The organism is Amycolatopsis sp. lyj-84 (assembly GCF_046549075.1).
In the GTDB taxonomy this organism is placed as follows: Bacteria; Actinomycetota; Actinomycetes; order Mycobacteriales; family Pseudonocardiaceae; genus Amycolatopsis.
This window is the reverse complement of record NZ_JAJPWO010000001.1, coordinates 468814-489259: the sequence shown is the minus strand read 5'-3', so window position 1 is coordinate 489259 and position 20446 is coordinate 468814. Positions and strand designations below refer to the sequence as shown.

General features: G+C 65.6%; 18 protein-coding genes. 11 read left to right on the top strand and 7 right to left on the bottom strand.

The genetic code is table 11. The features are described from left to right. Positions 1 to 36 precede the first annotated feature (36 nt). Positions 37 to 936, top strand: a complete 900-nt coding sequence (locus tag ACLJRM_RS02565; protein ID WP_410662120.1) for a tyrosine-type recombinase/integrase — start codon at positions 37 to 39, stop codon at positions 934 to 936. A 113-nt stretch (positions 937 to 1049) separates the two neighbouring features. Here ACLJRM_RS02565 and ACLJRM_RS02560 read toward each other — a convergent pair whose 3' ends face one another. Then, positions 1050 to 3365, bottom strand: a complete 2316-nt coding sequence (locus tag ACLJRM_RS02560) for a hypothetical protein (RefSeq protein WP_410662119.1) — start codon at positions 3363 to 3365, stop codon at positions 1050 to 1052. 678 nt (positions 3366 to 4043) lie between these two features. Further along, positions 4044 to 4850 (bottom strand): hypothetical protein, encoded by an 807-nt coding sequence (locus tag ACLJRM_RS02555; protein WP_410662118.1) that lies wholly within the window; start codon positions 4848 to 4850, stop codon positions 4044 to 4046. A 166-nt stretch (positions 4851 to 5016) separates the two neighbouring features. Here ACLJRM_RS02555 and ACLJRM_RS02550 point away from each other — a divergent pair, with 166 nt between their 5' ends. Further along, positions 5017 to 5385 carry a hypothetical protein gene (locus ACLJRM_RS02550; protein WP_410662117.1) on the top strand — a complete coding sequence of 123 codons (369 nt, stop codon included), beginning with the start codon at positions 5017 to 5019 and terminating at the stop codon, positions 5383 to 5385. A gap of 64 nt (positions 5386 to 5449) precedes the next feature. Here ACLJRM_RS02550 and ACLJRM_RS02545 read toward each other — a convergent pair whose 3' ends face one another. Both ACLJRM_RS02545 and ACLJRM_RS02540 read right to left on the bottom strand, forming a co-directional pair. Then, complete coding sequence (locus tag ACLJRM_RS02545) at positions 5450 to 5671, bottom strand: DUF397 domain-containing protein (protein ID WP_410662116.1); 222 nt, start codon at positions 5669 to 5671, stop codon at positions 5450 to 5452. 5 nt (positions 5672 to 5676) lie between these two features. Continuing rightward, complete coding sequence (locus ACLJRM_RS02540; RefSeq protein WP_410662115.1) at positions 5677 to 6540, bottom strand: helix-turn-helix domain-containing protein; 864 nt, start codon at positions 6538 to 6540, stop codon at positions 5677 to 5679. Positions 6541 to 6832: 292 nt separating this feature from the next. Here ACLJRM_RS02540 and ACLJRM_RS02535 point away from each other — a divergent pair, with 292 nt between their 5' ends. From ACLJRM_RS02535 to fxlM, 8 genes are all read left to right on the top strand, one after another. After that, entirely contained in the window at positions 6833 to 7273 is a 441-nt protein-coding gene (locus ACLJRM_RS02535) for a hypothetical protein (RefSeq protein WP_410662114.1), read from the top strand. Then, positions 7270 to 7650, top strand: coding sequence for a hypothetical protein (locus ACLJRM_RS02530; protein WP_410662113.1), 381 nt, complete (start codon positions 7270 to 7272; stop codon positions 7648 to 7650). The genes ACLJRM_RS02535 and ACLJRM_RS02530 overlap by 4 nt, the downstream gene beginning before the upstream one ends. A 171-nt stretch (positions 7651 to 7821) precedes the next feature. Further along, positions 7822 to 8127 (top strand): hypothetical protein, encoded by a 306-nt coding sequence (locus ACLJRM_RS02525; RefSeq protein ID WP_410662112.1) that lies wholly within the window; start codon positions 7822 to 7824, stop codon positions 8125 to 8127. Between the two features lie 12 nt (positions 8128 to 8139). Then, the gene (locus tag ACLJRM_RS02520) at positions 8140 to 8421 is read left to right on the top strand and encodes a hypothetical protein (protein WP_410662111.1); all 282 of its coding nucleotides are present in this window, start codon (positions 8140 to 8142) and stop codon (positions 8419 to 8421) included. A gap of 179 nt (positions 8422 to 8600) precedes the next feature. Further along, positions 8601 to 8756, top strand: coding sequence for an FxLD family lanthipeptide (locus ACLJRM_RS02515; protein ID WP_192741629.1), 156 nt, complete (start codon positions 8601 to 8603; stop codon positions 8754 to 8756). 108 nt (positions 8757 to 8864) lie between these two features. Beyond that, complete coding sequence (locus ACLJRM_RS02510; RefSeq protein ID WP_410662110.1) at positions 8865 to 11909, top strand: lantibiotic dehydratase; 3045 nt, start codon at positions 8865 to 8867, stop codon at positions 11907 to 11909. After that, positions 11906 to 13093, top strand: a complete 1188-nt coding sequence (locus ACLJRM_RS02505) for a lanthionine synthetase C family protein (RefSeq protein ID WP_410662109.1) — start codon at positions 11906 to 11908, stop codon at positions 13091 to 13093. The genes ACLJRM_RS02510 and ACLJRM_RS02505 overlap by 4 nt, the downstream gene beginning before the upstream one ends. 71 nt (positions 13094 to 13164) lie before the next feature. Continuing rightward, positions 13165 to 14394: a methyltransferase, FxLD system gene (gene fxlM / locus ACLJRM_RS02500; protein ID WP_410662108.1), complete on the top strand. Its 1230-nt coding sequence runs from the start codon at positions 13165 to 13167 to the stop codon at positions 14392 to 14394. A 54-nt stretch (positions 14395 to 14448) separates the two neighbouring features. Here fxlM and ACLJRM_RS02495 read toward each other — a convergent pair whose 3' ends face one another. After that, on the bottom strand, positions 14449 to 15282 hold the full coding sequence (locus ACLJRM_RS02495) for an abortive infection family protein (protein WP_410662107.1): 834 nt from the start codon (positions 15280 to 15282) through the stop codon (positions 14449 to 14451). Positions 15283 to 15710: 428 nt separating this feature from the next. Between ACLJRM_RS02495 and ACLJRM_RS02490 the strand changes: the two genes are divergently transcribed. Beyond that, entirely contained in the window at positions 15711 to 16631 is a 921-nt protein-coding gene (locus tag ACLJRM_RS02490) for a DUF4365 domain-containing protein (protein ID WP_410662106.1), read from the top strand. A 720-nt stretch (positions 16632 to 17351) separates the two neighbouring features. Here the strand turns inward: ACLJRM_RS02490 and ACLJRM_RS02485 are convergent. Together ACLJRM_RS02485 and ACLJRM_RS02480 are read right to left on the bottom strand one after the other, a co-directional pair. Further along, positions 17352 to 19505, bottom strand: a complete 2154-nt coding sequence (locus ACLJRM_RS02485) for a cell division protein FtsK (protein WP_410662105.1) — start codon at positions 19503 to 19505, stop codon at positions 17352 to 17354. Next, positions 19502 to 20299: a DUF2637 domain-containing protein gene (locus ACLJRM_RS02480; RefSeq protein ID WP_410662431.1), complete on the bottom strand. Its 798-nt coding sequence runs from the start codon at positions 20297 to 20299 to the stop codon at positions 19502 to 19504. Before ACLJRM_RS02480 ends, ACLJRM_RS02485 begins: the two co-directional genes overlap by 4 nt. Positions 20300 to 20446: the final 147 nt, after the last annotated feature.

The following is a 20446-nucleotide window of genomic DNA, read 5'->3' as shown; positions in this document are numbered from 1 at the left end:
TTGTGTAAGGAGCGATTCCTCCCACCATCGGATGTCATGGAGCCCTCAGACCTGGACGAAACTGTGTTACGACTGGCGGCTACGGCGTACCTCGGACGCTACTCGGGTGTCTCGCGGACGCATTCGGAGTCGGACCTGCGGATCTTCTTCACTTGGTGCGGCGAACGCGACCTCGCTCCGCTGGCAGCGCGCCGGGCGCAGATTGCGCTGTACGTGCGCTGGATGCAGGAGGTGCGACGGTTCAAGCCCTCCACGGTCTCGCGCAGAATGTCAGTGGTCACCGGCTTCTACCGCACCTGCGTCATCGACACCGTGCTCGAGCACTCGCCAGCGGAGTACGTCCGACGCCCCATGGTGCCCAGCGAGTCACCGACCCTCGGCCTGTCACACCTGCAGTTCGAGGCCCTACTGACCGCTGCCCGGAAATCGGTCAACCCGTTCGACTTCGCGCTGGTCGCGATGCTCGGCCTACTCGGACTTCGGGTATTCGAGGCCTGCGGCGCAGACATCGGCGACCTCGGCGAGGAACACGGACACCGGGTGCTGCGGGTGGTCGGCAAGGGCAGCAAGGCCGTGCTGGTGCCCCTACCGCCGGCGGTCGGACGGGCTATCGACCGAGCCGTTGGCGACCGCGATCACGGTCCGATCCTGCTCAAGCGACGAGGCGTCCGCATGGACCGGCACTGCGCAGCCCGCCGACTACGCCGGCTGGCCGAGGCCTCGGTGGAGCGGCTGCCGCGGATGCACCCGCACATGCTCCACCACACCTTCGTCACCACAATGCTCGACGCGGGCGTCGACCTACGCGACGTCCAGATCGCAACTCGCCATGCGACCCACGTACGACCATGCGCTACGACCGCGCTCGTAAGAATCTCGACCGGCATCCGAACTACATTCTGGCGGCGTACATGGCGTCCGCAACCTGACACCTAAAGCACTGTCTTGCCGATGATCGGATGCGTGGACTTGGACCGTTGATGGCACCATTGGGCTACACCCATGATCAACAGGGGTGGGCCGCCTAGCTCTCGATTATTAGACTCAAGCTAAACCGTGGCGGCCACGTCCTCCTTCTCTGGCGGATCGTCTTTCTTCTTCGAGATCGTGAGGAACCCATTCCTCGGGTTTTCCCGGACAATGCGATCCTTCGGAAGTGCGGTCGGTTCTCCTTGGGCGTTCACACGGACTTTCGCAAAGAAGTAGATGGTCTGGGGCTTGCCACCGCGCAGAGTCACCTCGGTGCGGTGCAGGTAGTACGCGACTCCTCGTGAGTTGACGTGGACGTACGCGTCCAACGTGCCGAGGAGCTCATCCAGCAGTTCGTCGACGTCGGGGTGTCGAGCCGCGGTTGTGGCCAAGAAGGCGAGAGCGCGTCTCTGGAGTTTCTCCGTGCCGCTGGACGTGACCTCGCGTATGAGGTCGAGGGTGAGGGCACGATCGGCGGGGCGGCGCACGCACCAGGCCACGAAGTCCTCGGCGAAGCGGTCGGGGTGCAGCGGCCGCAGGTGCGGGCTGACCGCCCGGCCCCGGGTCGTGCTTACAGGCTCGGCGGGGTAGAGCTGGGCGTGCCGGTCAATCAGGGACTGGGCGTCCGCAGCGCTGTCGGCGAGGTGCGCAGCTCGCAGCAGCTGCCGCGCGTCCGCCGAGTTAGTGAGGGAGCCGAACAGCGTCGCGACTAACACCGTCCTCGACACCAGGTTGACCTGCGCTGATGCCTCTAACGCAGGCAGGCCGACGGCCAAGCCGGCTGACCAGTACTTCCGCTCGTGCGTCAGCAGGAACTCCGACAGGTCGGCGTCTGACGGGACCGCGCGCCGGTTCTCGTGCGCCCACACCGCGGCGAGTGCTGCCATGTGCAGGCCGAGCGGCGAGCGGCCCGTACCTTGCCACGTGCGGGGGGCCACCAGCTCCACCGGCTGGAGCTGCATCGCGGACTGGAAGGCGGCGACCGCCGAGTTGAATGCGGTGGTCAGCTCCGGTGCGCTGGTGGTGAACCGGCCCAGGCGGACGGGAACCGCGAGGTGGTCGACCTGCCGGTCCATCGTCGACGTGATCAGGTCCCACAGCCCATAGTCCAACCTGGTCAGCAGCAGTACCCGCAGGCACCGCACTCCGGCGTGGTCCGCCAGGTCCAGCACCATCCGCTCTAGAACGTCCACCGTCCACCGCTCGGCGTAGTCCACGACTACGAGGAGTCGCCCCGCCACGGCGCGCTCCCCGCGTGGCACGGCCGAGCCTGCCCGTTCAAATGCCTGGATGACGTGCCAGCCGCTTTCAGCGGCGCGCCGGGCGACCTGCATCGCCAGTCGGGTCTTGCCCAGGCCGCCCTCGCCGTGCACTAGCTGCACGGACGTGCGTGGGGCGGGGTCGTCGAGCCAGTCCTCCAACACCTGGCGCTCACCGCGGTCGCGGAAGGGGACCACTTCATACCTGGAGTCGAGCAGGTAGCTGGGGGCGTGCTGGTAGGACGCGGGGCGCGGGACGGGGCGGCCGAAGGCCTCGAACCGGTACCCGGCACCTCGCGGTGGGACCGGCCAGCTCCCGGACGCCTTGTCCGCGGTGCGACTCACGGCGTCGCGGGTGGATGGCAGCGTGGTGTCCGGATCAGCCGTCGGGATTGTGTCGCGGATGCTGGTCAGGAAGCGTTGTACTTGGCCGTAGACCAGCGTGGTGCGGCTGGTGGGTTTGCAGATGGTGGAGTGGTCGGCGTCGATCGGGATCGGGTCGGCGCCGGCGAGGCCGGGGTCGGCCGAGCCGGCGTCCACGATGTGCACGCCGAAGGTCGGGTAGGCCTCGTAGAACACGAGGTTCCGGATGCTGGTTTTGAGTGCCCAGTTCCGGTACCACAGATTGAGATCCCGTAAATGTGCGGCGTTGCGTTGCAGGTCTTTGCCGGCCGCGGTTGTGCGTAGCACGGTTTTCAACCTGTTCAGAACCTTGGCCATGTCGGCACCGATGTGCGGGGTGGCCAGGAACACCACGCCCCGCGCGGCCGTGGCGAACGATGCGTACGTGGGGCTGCTGTCGGCGTGCCGCAGCATTTGCTTGGCCAGCAGCCCACCCATGCTGTGGGTCACGAAGACCAGTGGACGTTCACCCACACCCGCGTTCTGCAGCGCCGCCAGAATGTTGACCGCCCGGCCTTGGATCGGCATTGCCCGTCCGAGCCACCCCGACGGCGAGGCCGCATAGTCCACCGACCACACCGCGACGCCCGCTACGTCCTGGCCCAGCCAGTCCGGCCAGAAGGCCTCGCCGGCAGCCCATGTCTTGCGTGCATCCCCACCCAGACCGTGCAGGAACACCACGTCCACTAAGGGGACGTCTGGTATCACCACCGAGAAGACGTCGGTCTCGGTCACGACTGACCCCCTCCCCGTTGGTGCGCAGGTACAACCCGACACCCCGGCTGTAGTCCCGGCCACGGGCTACCTGCTCCACTCAGTCGCAGCACCGCCCCGCACTATTACCGTGAAGAAGAAAGCACGCAGGTCGCAACAGATCTACGACACCCAATCGGGTGAACCTCCGCCTCAATCTGTAACGCAAGTTGCCCTCAACGCACACTCTCATAGCCGCTTACCGGTCGTTCGCGAAGGCGGCGTTCGCCAGCCGCCAGCGCGGTGACCCGTTCCACTTCCGCACTGCCGTCGGTCGCCCCACGACTGGCGACCTGGTGGCCCTGCAATGAGGAAACGACAGGTGAAACGCCCGGCGCGAAGCGGAGGACGAACGATCTGAAGAGGCGTCAGGTGGCGGCCAGACTTGATCACAAGTAATGCCATAGTGCGCTCGAAACTCGGCGACTTTAATCATGACAGCTGATCAACATGTGCGGTCAGAATCCACGAACAAGTGCGGTAGAAACTCGCGGACATATTTACGTCAGGCTGGAGTTACGTGGCCCGATGGTGTCTTTCGATTGCTCGTATCGCTCCGAGTTGACTATTGCGCGGGCTAACCGCGTAGTCCTTCTTCTCACTGGTAGCTCAGCAACGGCTGGTACGGGCCTGAAGCCCACGTAGGTAACTGGCAGGCGGCTACTCGCCCCTGTGTCGACGGAACGTCAGGCCGGCGTCGTCGAGGGATGCGTAGTCGCCGGTGCAGATCTCGGTGAACCCGACGGGTGGCGGAGTCAGAGACAGTTCCGTCGTGCCGCGGACGCCCGAGTGGTCGTGACCATGGAGTCCGACGACGGGATGATTAGCGTCCGCGATCTGTGATCGCATTTCGGCGTTACGCAGGATCATGTCGCGGTCGCGGGCGATGTTCCTGGCGTGGTCCGGCTGGGGCTTGAACGCGTTCGCCAGCACGACAGCACGTCGGCCGTCGACGAGGGAGAGTTCTCCGACCAGCGCTGCTCCCCGTAGTTGGAGTGCCGTGTCGGAACCGGCGTCGCGAAACAAGATGTGGATGTTGATCCAGTATCCGGCGCCAGGATCGCTTATCCACCGGACGTTGTCACGCTCATGGGAGTCGGTTCGCCGAAGCTCGCTACGAGGGATGGTGATCACGTAGGCGCGGCGCCATCCCGGGCTAAAAGGCTCGTGCCGTGTCCAGCGGTCGACGTGCCGGTCGGCGTTGCGGTCGACATATTGCATGGCCACCTGGGACAGGAAGGAATGCTGCCAGTCGCCGGACTCGTGGAAGCTGATTTTCATGGTCTCCGCGGTCGGAATGATCACGAGATAGAGGTCGCTGGAGTTTTTGGCCGAGAAGACCTTGTACTCAGTGGACTTCGGGCCGTCAGGCACTCCGACCGCAAACCGGAACCCGCCGCCAGGCGGCATGACGAGCTGCTCGTGCGCAGGCAAGGACGCCGTGACATCACGTTGCTCGTCGGTCATTTCTCGGAGTCGTACATCGCGAACAGTGCGTTACAGGAAGGCAGCCCGGACAACGGGGGCGGGCCGCTGTTGTCGAGTCCAATCCGGTCAGTTTCCGTGTGTGGGAGTGTCGAGATCGTCAGCGCCTCCGGTCCGGCAGTGCCGCGATAACAGCCTTCCGGGACCCATGTCGTCCGTGCCACCGAACTGGCTGGCCGCGCTGGTCAGTGGTGATGGTCCAGGTCGCTATGCACAAGCCTGCTGGTCGGTACCGCCCTGTAACGGTTGGTCGGCTCTGATCGACCTCCCGCTGCAGCTATCCATCGAGGGCAGGCTTGTTGGTGTCAGCGACATCCGCAACAGCGTCGAACTGGAGCAGGTCGGTGGTGCTGTCATCCGGGCGAGAGTCGTTGAGGAACTTGTGCCCGAGCTCGGGCGGTACTACACGCGTCGCGTCGAAGCGACCTTCGACGTCACCACGATTCGTTCTCTCGTAACTGGAACGGAACGGAAGAACTACTCTCTCGTTGAGCTGGCCTCGACGCAAGAAGCCTGAGGACGGAGAGTGCCCCGGCCGAGCTGGGCGCCCAGGGCAGTCTCACACCGTCAGTCGATGCTGGTCAGATGTCGAACTCGCCGTCCTTGACGCCCCGGATGAACGCCTCCCACTCGGCGGGCGCAAACGCCAGGATCGGGCTCGCGGCACCGAGCTTGGTGTCGCGGACCCCGACTGCTCCGGGGATCGACCCGACCTCGACGCAGCCGCCGTTCTCCTTGCTGTAGGAGGCCTTGCGCCAGTTGGTCGTGGCGGCGAGTGCGGCAACGGCGTCCTCGTTGTTCATCGTGCTCACAGTTCCTTTGCTAGCTGGCGGAACAGCGCCGGTGTCGTCTCCGGCTTGCTGGCCTTGACCCGGAGTTCGGCCAAGGCATTGCGGTAGGCCCTGATCTTCCTCAGCTCCTCGTAGTAGTAGGGCTCGACCAGTGTCTCCACGTACACGCAGCCGTGGTAGTCCTCGAGTTCCGGCGGCGCGGACAGGATAGTGAAGGTGCCTTCGACACCAGTGTGCGCGCCGACCGACGTGGGGAGTACCTGTAATTTGATCCCGGGCCGTGTGGCGAGGACGGCCAGGTGTTCCAGTTGCTCGCGCATGACCTCGACTCCGCCGACGAGCCAGTCCAGCGCCGGCCTGGCGATCACCCGCCAGACGAGTGGGCGTTCGCCTTCCTCGAAGACCATGCGCTGACGTGCCATGCGCAGCTCTACGCGGCTGGCGACCTCGTCGTCAGGTAGCTCGGCGTCGCTGCCGCGGATAATCGCCTCGGCGTAGGCGCGGGTTTGCAGCAAGCCTGGGATGACCTGAGCGTCCCAGCTTTCGAGCTGGCTGGCTGAGGATTCCATGCCGAGGAACAGGCCGAAGTCGGCGGGAACTTCGTTCTGGTCGAAGCCGATGAACCAGTCCTTACCCTTGCGGGCGCGCTCTCGCAGGCTCTGGAACTTCTCGTTCTGCTCGGCGACGCCGTAGAGCGCCAGCAGGCTCTTCAGCTCCAGGGGTTTCGGGAGCGATCGACCGTTCTCGATGTGCGCGATCGCCGAGACGCTGCCTTGGATTTCTCGGGCGGCGGCCTCGCGGCTGACGCCGGCTGCTTCACGCAGGCGTCGCATCGCGACGGCGAACCACCACCTCAGCGCAGTCGGGCTAGTCGTGGCCACGCACTGCTCCTCTCTTCCCGGTAGCGCCCTCGCGCTTGTCGGAGTTTCGCATGCGCGAGCGCACACGATCGGAGTATCCATTTTGACGATCGTCAGATGTACTGTCGTCATCATGACCCACGTCACTCCGATTCTGAACACGGTACCGGGGGCGTGCGCTTTCTCCGTGCAGCGGTGCTTCGGCGTCGCCTGCCGTCGAACTCACCTGCGGGTTCTCCTGCCCGCAGCCGGTCCTGACGTTGCTTCCCCACCAGCTCAGGTATCCGCCGCCCACTTGCGAAGGAGCGTTCGCTTGACGGCCACGACCTTGGTTTCTTTGAAGACGACCTTGTCTGACCTCGTCGACGCGTCAGTGCAAGTAGGCGGCCGCGAAGAGCGGCGTGCCGACTTGATCGCCGAGCTTCGGACAACCCGGCTAGCGCCAGCCGTGGTCGTGCCAGGCATCGAGCATCAGGCTGCCGCCGCGATCGTGCAGGCTGGTCTTCCGACTGTGGAGTACCAGCGCTGCACTCTGCATCGCCGCATCGACGAGCATCTCTTCCTCGACGTTCCTGCCCGGACTGGTGTGCGGATCTTGGCCTGCTGGGACGACCGCAGCCACCGCCTCCGGATGCACTGTGCCGAAGTCGGCGCCTCGGGGCTGTGGGACCGCATCGTTGTCCACTTCACTTGGTGGGAGACGTCCGGACGTCCTGTTCCTGTTCTTGACCGGCCGAATGGGTTGGCCTCGTGAATATCCTGACCGCTGCTCCGATAACCGCGTCGGCGACCGGCCCACAACTGCCGCGCGCCGCCGAGGTGGTCCGCGCGTTCGCCACCTCTCCTGACGACGACCTCCATCCTGTGCTGGTCGTGGCGGCGGAGCTGGCCATCGAGCACCGGCTGCGCGTCGGCGTCGACGCCATCGTCGGCGATCCTCGGGCCGACGATCCATTGGTAGCTGCCGCAGCCCGGACCGCATGTGCGCGGGACGCTGCCTGCGCGGTTCTGATCGACCGCATCGATCGGTGGGCCGCAATCGAGTTCACTGAAGGCCGGGCAGGGGTTCTGCACACCGAATCGCTCGGGCAACTGATCGAGCGGATGGTGACGGTCTGGATGCGTGGTTAGAAGCTTGCCGATTCCTACGTCGGCGCGAGCGATCCACGAGTTCGGCTCGCCTCGGCGCAGCTCGGCGAGTTGGGCGCCGCCTACGACGATCTGGTCACGGATCTGCAGCTCGGGCATCGTCGGCTACCCGTGTTGCAGACGCCCACGGGCCCGGACAGGACGGTGTAACCAGTGGCGGAGGCAGTAGTCCGGCCGATGGAGGTCATCCTTGTCGCCGCGGGCAGCCCGACAGGACGGGCCGCCGAGGCCATCAATGATCTGACCAGGCACCTGCCCGATCCCGGTGAGCCGGACTTCTGCCCGACGTGTGCGGGCAGGTTCTGGCCGTGCGCGGTCTTCGACGACGCGGCCTCCCGCGTGCACGCCGCCCGGCTGCGCGTCGGCGACGTCGTACCCCTGGACCTGCATCCCCGCCTCTGGCCGTCGTCTGCGCAGCCGGTCTCGCCTGTGTGGCCGTCCGGTCCGGCTTTCGAGTGAGGAAACGTAATCATGGACGAAGTGCTGACTGCCGCGCTGCGGGATGCCGTGTTCGATTACCTCGATTACCTCGATTACCTCGACCAGCTCGCTGGCGAGAGCGACCAGCTGAGCAAGGCTGCGCTCGCCGACACGAAGATCGTCCGGTTGACCTATGCGTTCCGCGCGCTGCTGGCTGAGCACTCATCCGACGAGCGAGGCCGCTGCAAACAGTGCTCAGGTTGGCTGCGCCCTCGGCGGCATCCCTGCTCGGTATGGAACATCACGCACCGCCATCTGCTCACCGCTTCCTAGACCTCACCGAGCCCGTGCCGATGACCGCTCACCTGCGGGAAAGGAGGAGAAGTTGCGCGCACACGTTGGTACGGCTGGTAGCGAGGCGCGAGGCCGATCCCCGCCGTGTCGTGCATAGACCAGCTCAACCGTCTTCTGCGTCAAATCCCTTGTAACAACTGTCCACTTAGGAGTAATTCATGACCGCCACAGCAGTCCCGGCCGCCGCTATTGACGCGGAGTTCGACCTGGATTTCACCATCCTCACCGACGTCGACCCCGGCGTGGCCGCACCTTGTGGCACCGATGACGGGTGTGACCCCACCTGCGCGTCGTCTTGCGCCAGCAACGCATGACCTGACCGGTGACAGCGGGGCCGGGCAGCGGTTTGTTGCCCGGCCCACCCCGACGGCTGTGCTGGAGGACTAATGCCTGCCCCGCTCTACTGCCATCGTGGAGCCGCGTTGCTCCGCGCGGCGGCCGCTCCCGTGAGCTCAAACCCCGAGACGTGGCCCGACCTCGACGACATCGAGGCGTCTCGCGCCTGGCTGGCTACGGCGTGGGCACGACCCGAGATCGCCGACGCCATTAGCGTCGCCAGCTCTGGTCTCGCCCTGCGCATCGAGAATGTTCTCGGCGATGCCGAGGTGACGGCGAAGCAGGTACGCCGTGCGACCGTCGCGACCATGCGGTATCTCCTGCGCGCCTCCGGCCGTCACACGCCGTTCGGGCTGTTCGCCGGGGTCGCCCCAGCGTCGATCGGATCGGTCGCGAAGTCACGGTGGGGCCGTGAGCATCACCCCGCCGCCCGCGCCGATACGCAGTGGGTTGCCGATGTCATAGACCGCTTGGAATCGGACCCGGAGTTGCTTGGGCGGCTACAGGTGGTGTTCTCCAACCTGGCCACACTTCGTGGCCAGCGGCTGGAAGTACCGCACGGCCCGAATCGAGTGAGCGTCCGGCACACCAGCGCGGTGTGTGCGGTCCGGGCCGCCGCAGTTTCGCCGATCTGCTTCGCCGACTTGGCCGCCACGCTCGCCGAGAGCTTCCCGAGCGTGGCGTCAGGAACCATTAGCGCCATGCTCACATCCCTTGTCAAAAAGGGATTCCTGGTCACAAGCCTGCGAGCCCCATGCACTGTCACCGATCCGCTGGCGTACCTGATCGCCCGGTTGCACGCCGCTGGCGTGGACACCGTCGCAACGGCCGCGATGACGCTCGCAGAGCTTGAGGCCATCATGGCGGCTTTGCGTCGCCACAACCGGCCCGGCATCGGCCGCGCTGAGCAACGTCGCCTGCGGAACGAGCTGACCGGGCGGATGCGGACGCTGTCGTCAGCCGGGCGAATCCCGGTGGCACTGGATCTGCGGCTGGACGTCGATGTGGTGCTACCCGAGACGGTGGTCCGGGAAATGGAGTGGGCAGCGACGGCGCTGATACGCCTGACTCGGCAGCCGACCGGGCACGCCCACTGGCGGGGCTTCTACGTGGCGTTCTGCGAACGCTACGGAACTGGCACCCTGGTCCCCTTAGCCGACGTGGTCGACCCCGACAGTGGGTTGGGCCTGCCCAACGGCTATCCCGGCAGTGTTCTGCCCGCACCGCACGCGGGTGTTTCGGAGCGGGACGAGATCTTGCTCGCGCTGGCGTTCACAGCTCTGGCCGATCGGAGCGGCGAGATCGTCCTGACAGAGGACACGATCAGCTCGCTGACCGTCGGCGACCCGGCCATCGAGCGAAACCTACCGCCACACGTGGAGCTCGCTGGCCGCATCCAGTGCGGCAGCGTCGAACAGCTGAACCGCGGTGACTTCACGGTCACGGTGGCGCCGGGACGTTCGGCAGGCACGTTCACCTCCCGCTTCACCACGCTCGCGCCCGACGCCGGGCTGGAACGGGTATTCGCAGACCTGCCCACGACGGTCGAAGGAGGGGTGCCGGTGCAGCTGTCGTTCCCGCCGGTCTACCCAAACGGCGAGAACGTCTGCCGCGTCCCGCAGTACCTGCCGGACCTGCTACCCCTCGGCGAACATCGCGACTTAGCGCTCATGGCCAGCCAGCTCGGCGCCGAAAGTGCGCTCATCGGGCTGGACGATCTGGCGGTCACCGCGACCCGCAGCGGACTTCACCTGGTCAGCCTCTCCCGAGCGCAGGTGCTTGAACCGCAGGTAGTGCACGCACTCGCGTTGGAGAAGCAACCACCACCGCTGGCCCGGTTTCTCGCCCACCTCTCCCGCGCTCTGGGCGCCACCTGGCACCAGTTCGACTGGGGCCCGGCCGTGCAGAGACTGCCGTTCCTGCCTCGCGTGCGCTACCGGCGCGCGATCCTGTCCTCGGCGCGCTGGCGTCTCGATACCACCGATCTTCCGGCCGCAGGATCCAACGACAGCCCATGGATCGTGGCCCTGTCGGCCTGGGCGGACCGATGGCAGTGTCCGTCCGCAGTTGAACTGCGCGACGCTGACCGGTCTCTGCCACTCGACCTAGCCGAGCCCGCGCATCGGGCGATCCTGCACGCTCACCTGGCCCGTCACGGTCATGCTGTCCTTGGCGAGACACCCGACGAGGCCGCGCTCGGCTGGGCCAACGGTCATGTCCATGAGATCGCCGTACCGCTATTCACCACTCGACCGCCGACACCATCCCCGCGCGTCGCAGGGAGCCCAGTAGTAACCAACAGCGGCCACGGGCAGCTGCCGGGTAACGAGGGCGCCAAGTGGCTGCATGCCTGCGTTTTCACTCACCCTGAACGGATCGATGAGATCATCGCCGATCAGCTTCCCCAGTTGCTCGGTGAGCTCGACCCGTCACCGGAGTTCTGGTTCGTGCGCTACCGCAGCCCGCACGAGACAGATCACCTCCGCCTCCGGCTGCGAACCCCGGACAGCGCGTCCTACGCACGAACCTTGGCCGCGCTCGGTGACTGGGCGACTGGGCTGCGCCGCGACGGCGCGATCCGGCAACTGACCATCGGTACGTACCTACCGGAAACCGGCCGGTATGGGCACCGCACGGCGATGGACGCGGCCGAGGCGGTGTTCGTCGCAGACTCTGCCGTCGTGGCGGCTCAGCTCCGTCACCTGTCCGCCGGGATTGCCGGGTCGGCAGGGTTCGTCGCACTGGGCATCGTGGACACCGCCGCCGGGTTTCTCGGCACTCGTGCCGCGGCAATGAACTGGTTACGCAACCACCCCGCACCGGAATCTGCCGCCGTCGACCGGGCCGTTCTTAACGAAGTGATCGGGCTCACCCGGACCGACGGGCTGGAAGGCGTGCCAGGCTGGGCTGACCACGTCGCCGGGCATTGGCGAGCCCGCGCCGCCGCCCTGGCGGCCTATCGTGCGCGACTTGATCCCGCTGCCGACACCGACGCGGTGCTGGAAGCCCTGCTCCACATGCATCACAACCGGGCGATCGGAATCGACCGCGACGGCGAGAACGGCTGCCGCCGCTTGGCCCGCCACGCCGCATTGGCCTGGCATGCCCGCTACCAGGACAACCGCCAATGACCGTCTTCGAGGCGACCATCCCGCCGGTGGTGGAGCCCACGCCAGGATGGAGTCAGTCGCTGGCAGACGGTGCGCCCGGCATCGCGCTGCTGCACTGGGAGAACGCTCGCACCGGTACCGGACCTGAAGGACTCGCCCGCCAATGGTTCGCCGCGATGACCCGTGGCCCCGTGACCGCACGCCCCGACGCGGCCGGTCTCTACCGCGGAGTTCCGGCCATCGCGTTCGCGTTGCACGCGGCCGGTCACCCTGGCTATGGGACCGCACTGCGCAACTTCGACGAGCACATTGCCGTACTCGCCCAGACTCGGTTGGCCAATGCTCATGAACGGATAGATCGGGCTGAACTTCCTGTGCTCCGAGAATTCGATCTGATCAGTGGATTGACCGGCATCGGTGCCGGTCTGCTGCGCCGTCACGGTCACAGCACGCTGCTGGTGCAGGTCCTCGGCTACCTCGTGCGGTTGACCGACCCCGTGCGCCATGACGGCGACCTGCTTCCTGGATGGTGGTGCCGTACCGGCCCTCGCGGCCAGACCACGAACGCGTGGCGGGGAGGGCATGCCAACCTGGGGATCGCTCACGGCATCAGCGGACCGCTGGCACTGCTCGCGACGGCGTTGAGACGTGGCATCACCGTTCCAGGGCAGGTCGAGGCAATCGAGCGGATCACCGTGTGGCTGGACGAGTGGCGTCATGGCAGCGATGGCCGTGTGTGGTGGCCGGGCGTCATCTCGCGCGCGGAATGGCGCGCCGCGACAGTTCGCCAGTCCGGCCCGCAGCGGCCGTCATGGTGTTACGGCACTCCGGGCCTCGTCCGCGCCCAGCAACTCGCCGCGCTGGCCCTGGCAGACACCCGACGTCAGCAAACTGCCGAAGACGCTCTCACCGGATGCCTTCGCGATGAGCGCCAGCTCAACTTGCTAAGGGATGCGTCGGTGTGCCACGGCTGGGCCGGATTGATCCACGCCACCAGGCGGGTCGCCGCGGATGTCCCGCCGGGCGGCAGCCTCGCTCAGTTACTGCCTGGTCTCGAAGCTCGTCTGTTCGACCACCTGCACCAGCACGGACCACCCGTCGGGAAGGGGCTGCTCGAGGGCCGGACCGGGATACAGCTGGTGCAACTGGCCACGAACGCCGCGCCTATCACTCGATGGGATGCCTGCCTGCTATTGGAGGCCTGACACCCGCCGAACTCCCGAGAGTCTCTGACCGCACCGGGATAGCATCCGCACCGCCCGCATGGAAGGACACGATGAACAACACCACCACCGGCACCTCGCCCGAGGCGCTGCGCGCGTCCATGGTCGACCATGTCAAACAGGCCGGTCACGCCCGCAATCAGGCTGTCGAAGAAGCTCTGCGCGAGATTCCGCGCCATCGTTTCGTGCCCGCCGCCACAGCCGAAGACGCCTACGCCAACAAGGCGGTCATCACCAAACGCGCCGGCGACGGCTCCGCGCTCAGCTGCGCGTCCGTGCCCACCGTGGTCGCGATGCAGCTTGACCAACTCGACGTCCAACCAGGCAACCGTGTCCTGGAGATCGGCGCCGGAACCGGCTACAACGCCGCCCTGCTGGCCCGGTTGACCGGGCCGGGAGGAGAGGTCACTACCGTTGATATCGACGACGAGGTGACCTCCGGTGCGCGGGAAGCGTTGGACGGGAACGGTTTCCCTCATGTTCGGGTCATCACGCGCGACGGCTCGCTCGGCGCACAGGAGCACGCTCCCTACGACCGCATCATCCTGACCGTTGGCGCGTTCGACCTCCCGCCGGCGTGGTGGAGGCAGCTTGGGCCCGGTGGACGTCTGGTCGTGCCGCTGCGCTGGCGGGGGCAGACGCGCAGCGTCGCGTTCGTCTGGGAAGGCAACCGACTCCGGTCGGACTCTGTCCAGCTGTGTGGCTTCGTTCCGATGATTGGCCAGGATAGTGAGCTGTCCGGCCACCTGGACCCTGAAGGTCTCGTCACTCTCTACTGGGACGGCGACCAGGACATCAGCCTTGATCGGCTCGACGGGATCCTCGCCACTCCGAAGACCGCGGTGTGGTCTGGGGTGACCGTCGGCAACACCGAGCCGTTCGACGGAGTCTGGCTGCGGATGACCGGCACCGAGCCGGGAACCTGCCGCATTGCAGCCGATCCGGCCGCTGTCGAGGCCGGACTCGCTACTCCCGCCATCCCGTCCCGCAGTCCTGCCCTTGTCGAGAAGGGCTCGCTGGCGTACTTCACCTTCCGCCGTATTGACGACGCCGGTGGGCGGCGGTCGGAGCTGGGCGCGATCGGCCACGGGCCTGCTGGGGCCGACCTGGCTGAGCGGCTGTCCGACCAGATCCGTGCCTGGGGTTCCGCGCGGACGACCGGCCCTGTCATCACGGCGTACCCAGCCGACACTCCCGATGATCAGCTTGGCTCCGCGCGCATCGTCGACAAACGCCACAGTCGCCTCGTGGTGTCCCTTCCCGCAGTGCCGGGGGCGTCGTAGCACTAGGAAGTCGCTGGCTGTTTTCTGGCCGTCGCCGATCTTGTCTCTACGTAGTCAGGATGTCTTGCGCCAGGGCGCGTCGGGGTCGGCGAGAGTGTCGAGCAGCAGCTGGCACCACGTGACCGCGGCGTTGACAGCGAGATGTGCGTGCCGTGGGCGAAGCCCGATTCGCGTGGCGGCTGGTCCGTGTCCGGTGCCGTAGCCGCGGTTGCGGAGTTCACCTAGCCCGGCGGTGATGGTGGTGACCGCGCCGAGGATCTTCTTGACCGCGTCGCTGCCATCGGGGCCGGGCGCACTCGACGAGGGGTGCAGGCTGAGAGCTCCCTGGGCTGCTCGGGCCAGTGCGGGGAGATCATCCTTGTCGTTGACTGGCCGACCACGTTCGATGAGTACGACCTTGGCGGTACTTTCGACCAGTTCTTTAGCGCTGCCGATGGCCAGGGCAGGGTCGTCGATGATCGCTCGCTGGATCCGGTCGAGCTGTTCCTGGATCGCGGAAGGGTCGGTGAGCGTAGCCAGTGACCGAATCGGTCGTAAGTGACCGGAGGCGGTGGGCGGAGTGATCAGGCCTGTGCCGGGATAGTCGACTGAGCAGCCGTCCCTGCGCAGGGAGTTGTAGAAGCGGTCGAGATACGGGCCGTCTTCCCAGTCGATCAGCAATCGCTCGAAGACCCGGCAGGCGCGGGCGACATGGCCGGAGTCAGTCCAGTCGACGGATTCGAGGCGTTCCTGGGCAGCAGTACGTCGGACACTGGTGTCGTCGTAGCGGCAGTCCGGGTTTGGAGCGAAACCTTCGTCCTGGAACGCTGAAGTGATGGCACCAACGGTGCTATCTGTCATCAGGTCACGGAACAGGCCACGAGTGCTCGTACTGATCAACTCTTTCACTCGCCGACCGCCTTTCGTAGCTCCGCTTCGGGGACTCTACCTTTGTCGCGTGTCTGTCAATGGACTACCGCCTTGCTGGCTGTGAGCTGCCGACAAGAGTGTGGAGTGGAACAAACTATCGCGCTGGCGATCTGTGAACGCTGGGCCAGTGAACGATCGCTACGCGGCTTGAGAGTGCTTCTCGTGACAACCCCGTCCACGCGGCCAGGACGATCCGACCTACTCCTGGCTGGCGGCAACCGACAGGGAGTGCGTCTTGCGACTAAGTCGTCGACAAGGCTCCGTTATCAGCACCGCGAGAAGGACGGAACACTGGGGCTTGGTATAGACGCTGGTAGCGTTCTCGGCCATTGCCCTCGACTCTTCTTCGGGTCGCTGTCCGAGCAGTCGCTCGATGAGCGAGCTCGCAGTACTGCGACAATGGATGCATGACAGGCGAGCCGACGTCCCGACCGCGCTATACGGCACAGGCCAAGACGTCTGACAAGGGCGTACGTATGGTTGATGCTGCGATTGGCGACAAGCTGGGATGGATCTTCCGGGAGCAGTTCCGTGTTGACCTCGGCATCGATGCTCAGGTCGAGATCGTCCAGGCCGGGAAGGGGACCGGCAGGTTGCTTGCACTTCAGATCAAATGTGGCCTCTCATGGTTCGACGAAGAGATTGAGGGAGGGTGGCTCTACCGCGGCCAGGAGAAACATCTCTCATATTGGCTTAGCCACTCTCTTCCCGTAATTGTTTGCCTCTGCAATCCGCAAACTGACGAAGTATTCTGGGTTCAGATTACCGAATCCAATATCACTCGCGGCACAAATGGGTGGACTGTCAAAGTCCCGAGCAGCCAAATTCTGGACGAAGGCGAAATAGGCACCCTGACTCGGATTGCCGGCTCGCTGCAGCATACTGATATCATAGAGCTCCTTATTCCAAGATACTTGCAGGAACGCTACAGTCGAGAAATCTATATACACCCCATTCTTGAGACGCCACATGACTTTCATGGCTTGAATTATATGACCACAATCGGCCACGATGTTATGTTTGTAGACTTTATCTACACTCCCCTGGAGTCGCTGGACGCCAAAGCGATAGAACGACGCATTGAGTGGCGTGACTACAATGAGCAAACCGCAAACATTAGAGAAACGCGTCTTCATATCCTCGTAATTAGCGAAAGTGCTCAGTCCGCTTGTCCAGAACGCGATATTGCGGACTATATAGGTTCGGTTCGAGATGTAGAATTCACACGCCTAGTTTACAGTTCGACACCCCCTTTTGCGCTTGACGAGATTGACAATGAGGGGCGCCTGGTCTACTACGACCCCGGGGGTGACAGATTCGGCTCCTAGTAGCGCCCGTTAGATTATGTGCTTCGGGTGGCTGCGGTGACCTGGGAACAGTTGGTGGCAGGTGCAACGTGTGCTGACTCGGGCCTCAGAGCGACTGGAGTTCACAGAGAACGGCGTAGAGTCACCGGCTCGCGCAGGGGCAGGCACCGCCACACGCTTTAATAGCGGGACACTTCTCAGCGCGTCCGGACGTTCAGTTTGTCGTCGCCGTTGATCTGTATGCTTTGTGATCCCGTCATGGGTGGGTCAAGGAGAGCACCTGAGCCTGCATCTTACGCAACAGGGGGAAGTATGGCAGGCATCGTGGAAAGATGACGTGTGCCTGTCACGCGAGCCGCTAACCGGGGCGCGGTCGAGCTTCGCGAATACAAGCCTTTCCTCCAAACCGGATGCGGCCGGTTGCCACGGAGAAACGCGGTCGCATCTGACCAACAGAACCACGAAAGCGGCTCACCCTGCCCGCCAAAGGCAACTCCCGGAATCTGGCCCGTTTCGTTCAGCGAACAGGCCCACGTGGTCTTGTTTGGCGAAGATCTTCGCTTACACAGCAATCTGGACGAGTTTGTGCAGACCTGTGCGGACGTTTGAGCTTGGCAGCTTAGGTCGGCTCGACCCGCACAGCCAGCTATCGAGCCTGGCTGCACGCACGAAGGCGGTGCTTCGGTCCGCACGACGGTGACAGTTGGGTCCGCACACTGCTGTGCGGACCCAACTCAAAACTCATCGTTCGATGTTGCCGACCACAGCGCGGATGGCGCTCAAGTCGACGACCGATACTGGGTGGAGCGACCCGTTGATCCGCTGACGAGACGGCGTTGGTGGTGGCACACCGTGCCTGCGCAGTGCTTCGCCGAGTGGCTTGGCGTCCCAGCCGATCCGAGCCGAGAGATCCGCTGTCGCCACCAGACCGGTCTCAGCGTCATCGATGGCGTCGACCAGGAGACCCAGCACCTCAGGAAGCTCAGGAACCTCCAAGTCCTCCGGCGAAACGGACGGTTCGTTGACGGCCGCAGACTGCTGGATGCGCTGCGCTACCTCGTCCGGGAGCTCCCGGATCTGCCGCTCGCCGACCGCGTCACCGGTCAACGTCCCGGCCAGCTCACGCAACGCACGGCCACGATGGCAGGCCGCTCGGATGGTCTTGATGTGCAGCAGGTGGGTTCGCACGGTGAGCGCCTCGCCGGCGTCGAGGTCGGTTTCGCCGTCCGCGCCAAGGAGGAGCCCCACGCCGCGGTGGGACTTGAGCAGCTTGGAGGCGTCCATTCCGGCCTTGTATGTTCCGGCGCCGAGGATCGTCTCGCTGGCCTGGTAGGTCATGACCTTGAGTGCGAAGCGGGTGCCGAGTTGGCCACGTAGCTTGTCGGGGATGACCTGCGAGTCTGGCTTCTGCGTTGCCAGGATCAGTACGAACCCGGCGGCGGGGCCGGTCTTGGCGATGAATGTCAGCAGCTCCAGGACCCGTTGGCCGCGCTTTTTGCCCTTGGGCTGGTTCGGGTCGAGGGGTGTTTCGTCCTCCAAGTAGTTCTGGATTTCGTCGATGGCGATCACTGTCAGCGGCATGCCGTAGACCGGGTTGCGGGTGATTTCCGGGGTGACCTTCGACTCCGGGCAGAGTTCGTCGTCCATCTCGGCGAGCTGTCCGAACCTGTTCTCGACGTCGGCCGCGACCTCTTCGAGCACGGCGATCAGCCGCACGATCGACTCGGCGCGAGCGTTGGGGATGAACCGGTGGGCCACCAGCTCGAACGCCTTCCAGTCCTTACCGCCCTTCCCGTCGGCCACGATCAGCCGGACGTGTGGGTCCAAGGCGGCGGACGTGACCGGGATCCGGGCAGCATAGGTCTTGCCCATGCGCGGGATCGCGCCGACCAGCAGCGACGTCCACACCAGAGGCAGGTGCACGACCTGGCCGCGGGCGGTCGTGCCGAAGGAGGTGGGCTGCCAGAAGTCCCAGCTCTCGACCTCCCCCAGGGGAGAGTCGACCGGCTTCGCCGCGTATGGGTCGTAATCGGCGATCCACAGCGAGAGCCGACCCGCGTGCCCGCCCTTACCTCGGACACGCTCAGCGATGAGCTGAACTTCGTCGACAGCCAGCGCGGAGGCGAGGTCTTCGCGCTTCGCGATCGCGGTGCTGGCCTTGCGGCTGGCGGGCAGGTCCACGACGACGGCCCAGCCCGCGCTGTCGCGCTTCGGCAGCTGAACGAAGGCGAGCCCTTCGTCCTTGTCAATGAGCTTGGCCTCGCGGAAGGCGGTGACGAGGTTGTTGCCGTCCATTGCCCACGCGATGCTGCGCGGCCGGATCACCGCCGACCGACCGGACTTGTCCTTACGGCGTCCGGCGACCGCCAGCCCAGCAGACATGACGGCACCAGCGCCCCACCAGACGATTGGGCCTTCCACCAGGCTCGCGATCGTGAGGCCGCCACCACCCCCCACCGTGGTGGCGAGCATCCACCAGCGGCGTCGTACCCGGAAACGGTGGATCTCCTCGTACCGGTTCGCTAGCTGCTGTGCTTGCTTCGCCGCGTCGTAGAAGTCCTTCACCGACACCCAGGACCACCAGGCGCGCACCGCGATCGGTACTCCCCGTGTTACCGCGGCCGGATAGCGGACCGGAGCCAGGACGACCTGGCGGACGAGTTCGGTGCGCAGTCGGCTGACTTGGTCGCGGTCGTGCCATCGAGCGGGTAGCCGCGACATAGCCGCCTCCGCCAGCCGTCGCGCCCGGCGGTACTGGTCGTCGGTCAGCAGTTCGCTCTCCAGGACCGGACCAGCCTTCTCCAGTTCGCCAGCGTTGGTGACCGCTGGGGAATCCTCGGCTTCAGCGGGCTGCTCGAGCGCGCCGGTGTGACCGACTCCGTGAGTGATGGTCATCGGCGTTCACCGCCAGCCTCGCCAGGGCTGGTGCGACTCATCGCCAGCAGGGCGAAGCCGCACACCACCATCAAGCCGTCGAGCACCAGCGGGCCGACAGCGGCCGCCACCGGGTCGTACTGCCACGCGAGCATCAGGCCTCGCAGGTGCCCGTAGGAGATGACCGCCGAGCCGACCGCGACGGCACCGGCTCCGCCGTACCGGGCCAGGCCCCACAACATCCCCTTGGGCCACGGAATCCGGGACAACGCCTCCACAGCCAGCATTAGCCCGACCGGCCACACGGCCGCCCCGACCTGGGGCGCGATCCCCGGCACCCAACCGGGTGGTTCATGCGGAGCAGGCAGCCAGACGTGCAGCACGTTCGCCGCGATCGACATCACCGAGCCGAACACGAACCCCGCCCATGCGACGAACCGACCTCCCGCCGTGGCCGGAGTCGACGCGTCGTCGTCAGCGCTGCCGGGCCGGTCAACATCTGACGCCACCCCATCACCACGGTCGCCAGGACTGGTGAAACCCGTGGGCAGGTCCCCAATGTCGGTCTGCTGGTCGGCGTAGGCACCGCGTGCGTCGACTGGCCACACGCCTCCTTCGCTCGGCTGCTGGCTGCCGGGCTCACCAGCGTTGGCGTTCTCGGTCGCCAGCTCCGCCAGCACCTTGCGGACCGCGTGATCGGTCGCCCCGGTCAATCTCACCAGCGTCGGCCGCCCTGGCGACGGCTGGCCAGTTTCGCGCGCCGCGTCGAGCGCCTGCCGGATCTGGGTCACCAGGTTTCCGTTGGTCACCGTCATCGGGCACCTCCCGTCGAGCCGTCGACGGCAGGGTGACAGCGCGGACAACGGACCGAGCGAACGTGATCGGCATCCAGCCACACCACGCGAGCCGAGACCGGATCAGTGGGCCGGGCATCACACTGCCCGCATGGCGGCGGGATTGGC

Bases quoted from the DNA above. Each gene is read 5' to 3' on its own strand.
- ACLJRM_RS02565 (WP_410662120.1), top strand. From the start codon at position 37: ATGGAGCCCTCAGACCTGGACGAAACTGTGTTACGACTGGCGGCTACG.
- ACLJRM_RS02555 (WP_410662118.1), bottom strand. From the start codon at position 4,850: ATGACCGACGAGCAACGTGATGTCACGGCGTCCTTGCCTGCGCACGAG.
- ACLJRM_RS02550 (WP_410662117.1), top strand. From the start codon at position 5,017: ATGTCGTCCGTGCCACCGAACTGGCTGGCCGCGCTGGTCAGTGGTGAT.
- ACLJRM_RS02545 (WP_410662116.1), bottom strand. From the start codon at position 5,671: ATGAACAACGAGGACGCCGTTGCCGCACTCGCCGCCACGACCAACTGG.
- ACLJRM_RS02520 (WP_410662111.1), top strand. From the start codon at position 8,140: ATGGACGAAGTGCTGACTGCCGCGCTGCGGGATGCCGTGTTCGATTAC.
- ACLJRM_RS02515 (WP_192741629.1), top strand. From the start codon at position 8,601: ATGACCGCCACAGCAGTCCCGGCCGCCGCTATTGACGCGGAGTTCGAC.
- ACLJRM_RS02505 (WP_410662109.1), top strand. From the start codon at position 11,906: ATGACCGTCTTCGAGGCGACCATCCCGCCGGTGGTGGAGCCCACGCCA.
- fxlM (WP_410662108.1), top strand. From the start codon at position 13,165: ATGAACAACACCACCACCGGCACCTCGCCCGAGGCGCTGCGCGCGTCC.
- ACLJRM_RS02490 (WP_410662106.1), top strand. From the start codon at position 15,711: ATGACAGGCGAGCCGACGTCCCGACCGCGCTATACGGCACAGGCCAAG.
- ACLJRM_RS02485 (WP_410662105.1), bottom strand. From the start codon at position 19,505: ATGACCATCACTCACGGAGTCGGTCACACCGGCGCGCTCGAGCAGCCC.
- ACLJRM_RS02480 (WP_410662431.1), bottom strand. From the start codon at position 20,299: ATGACGGTGACCAACGGAAACCTGGTGACCCAGATCCGGCAGGCGCTC.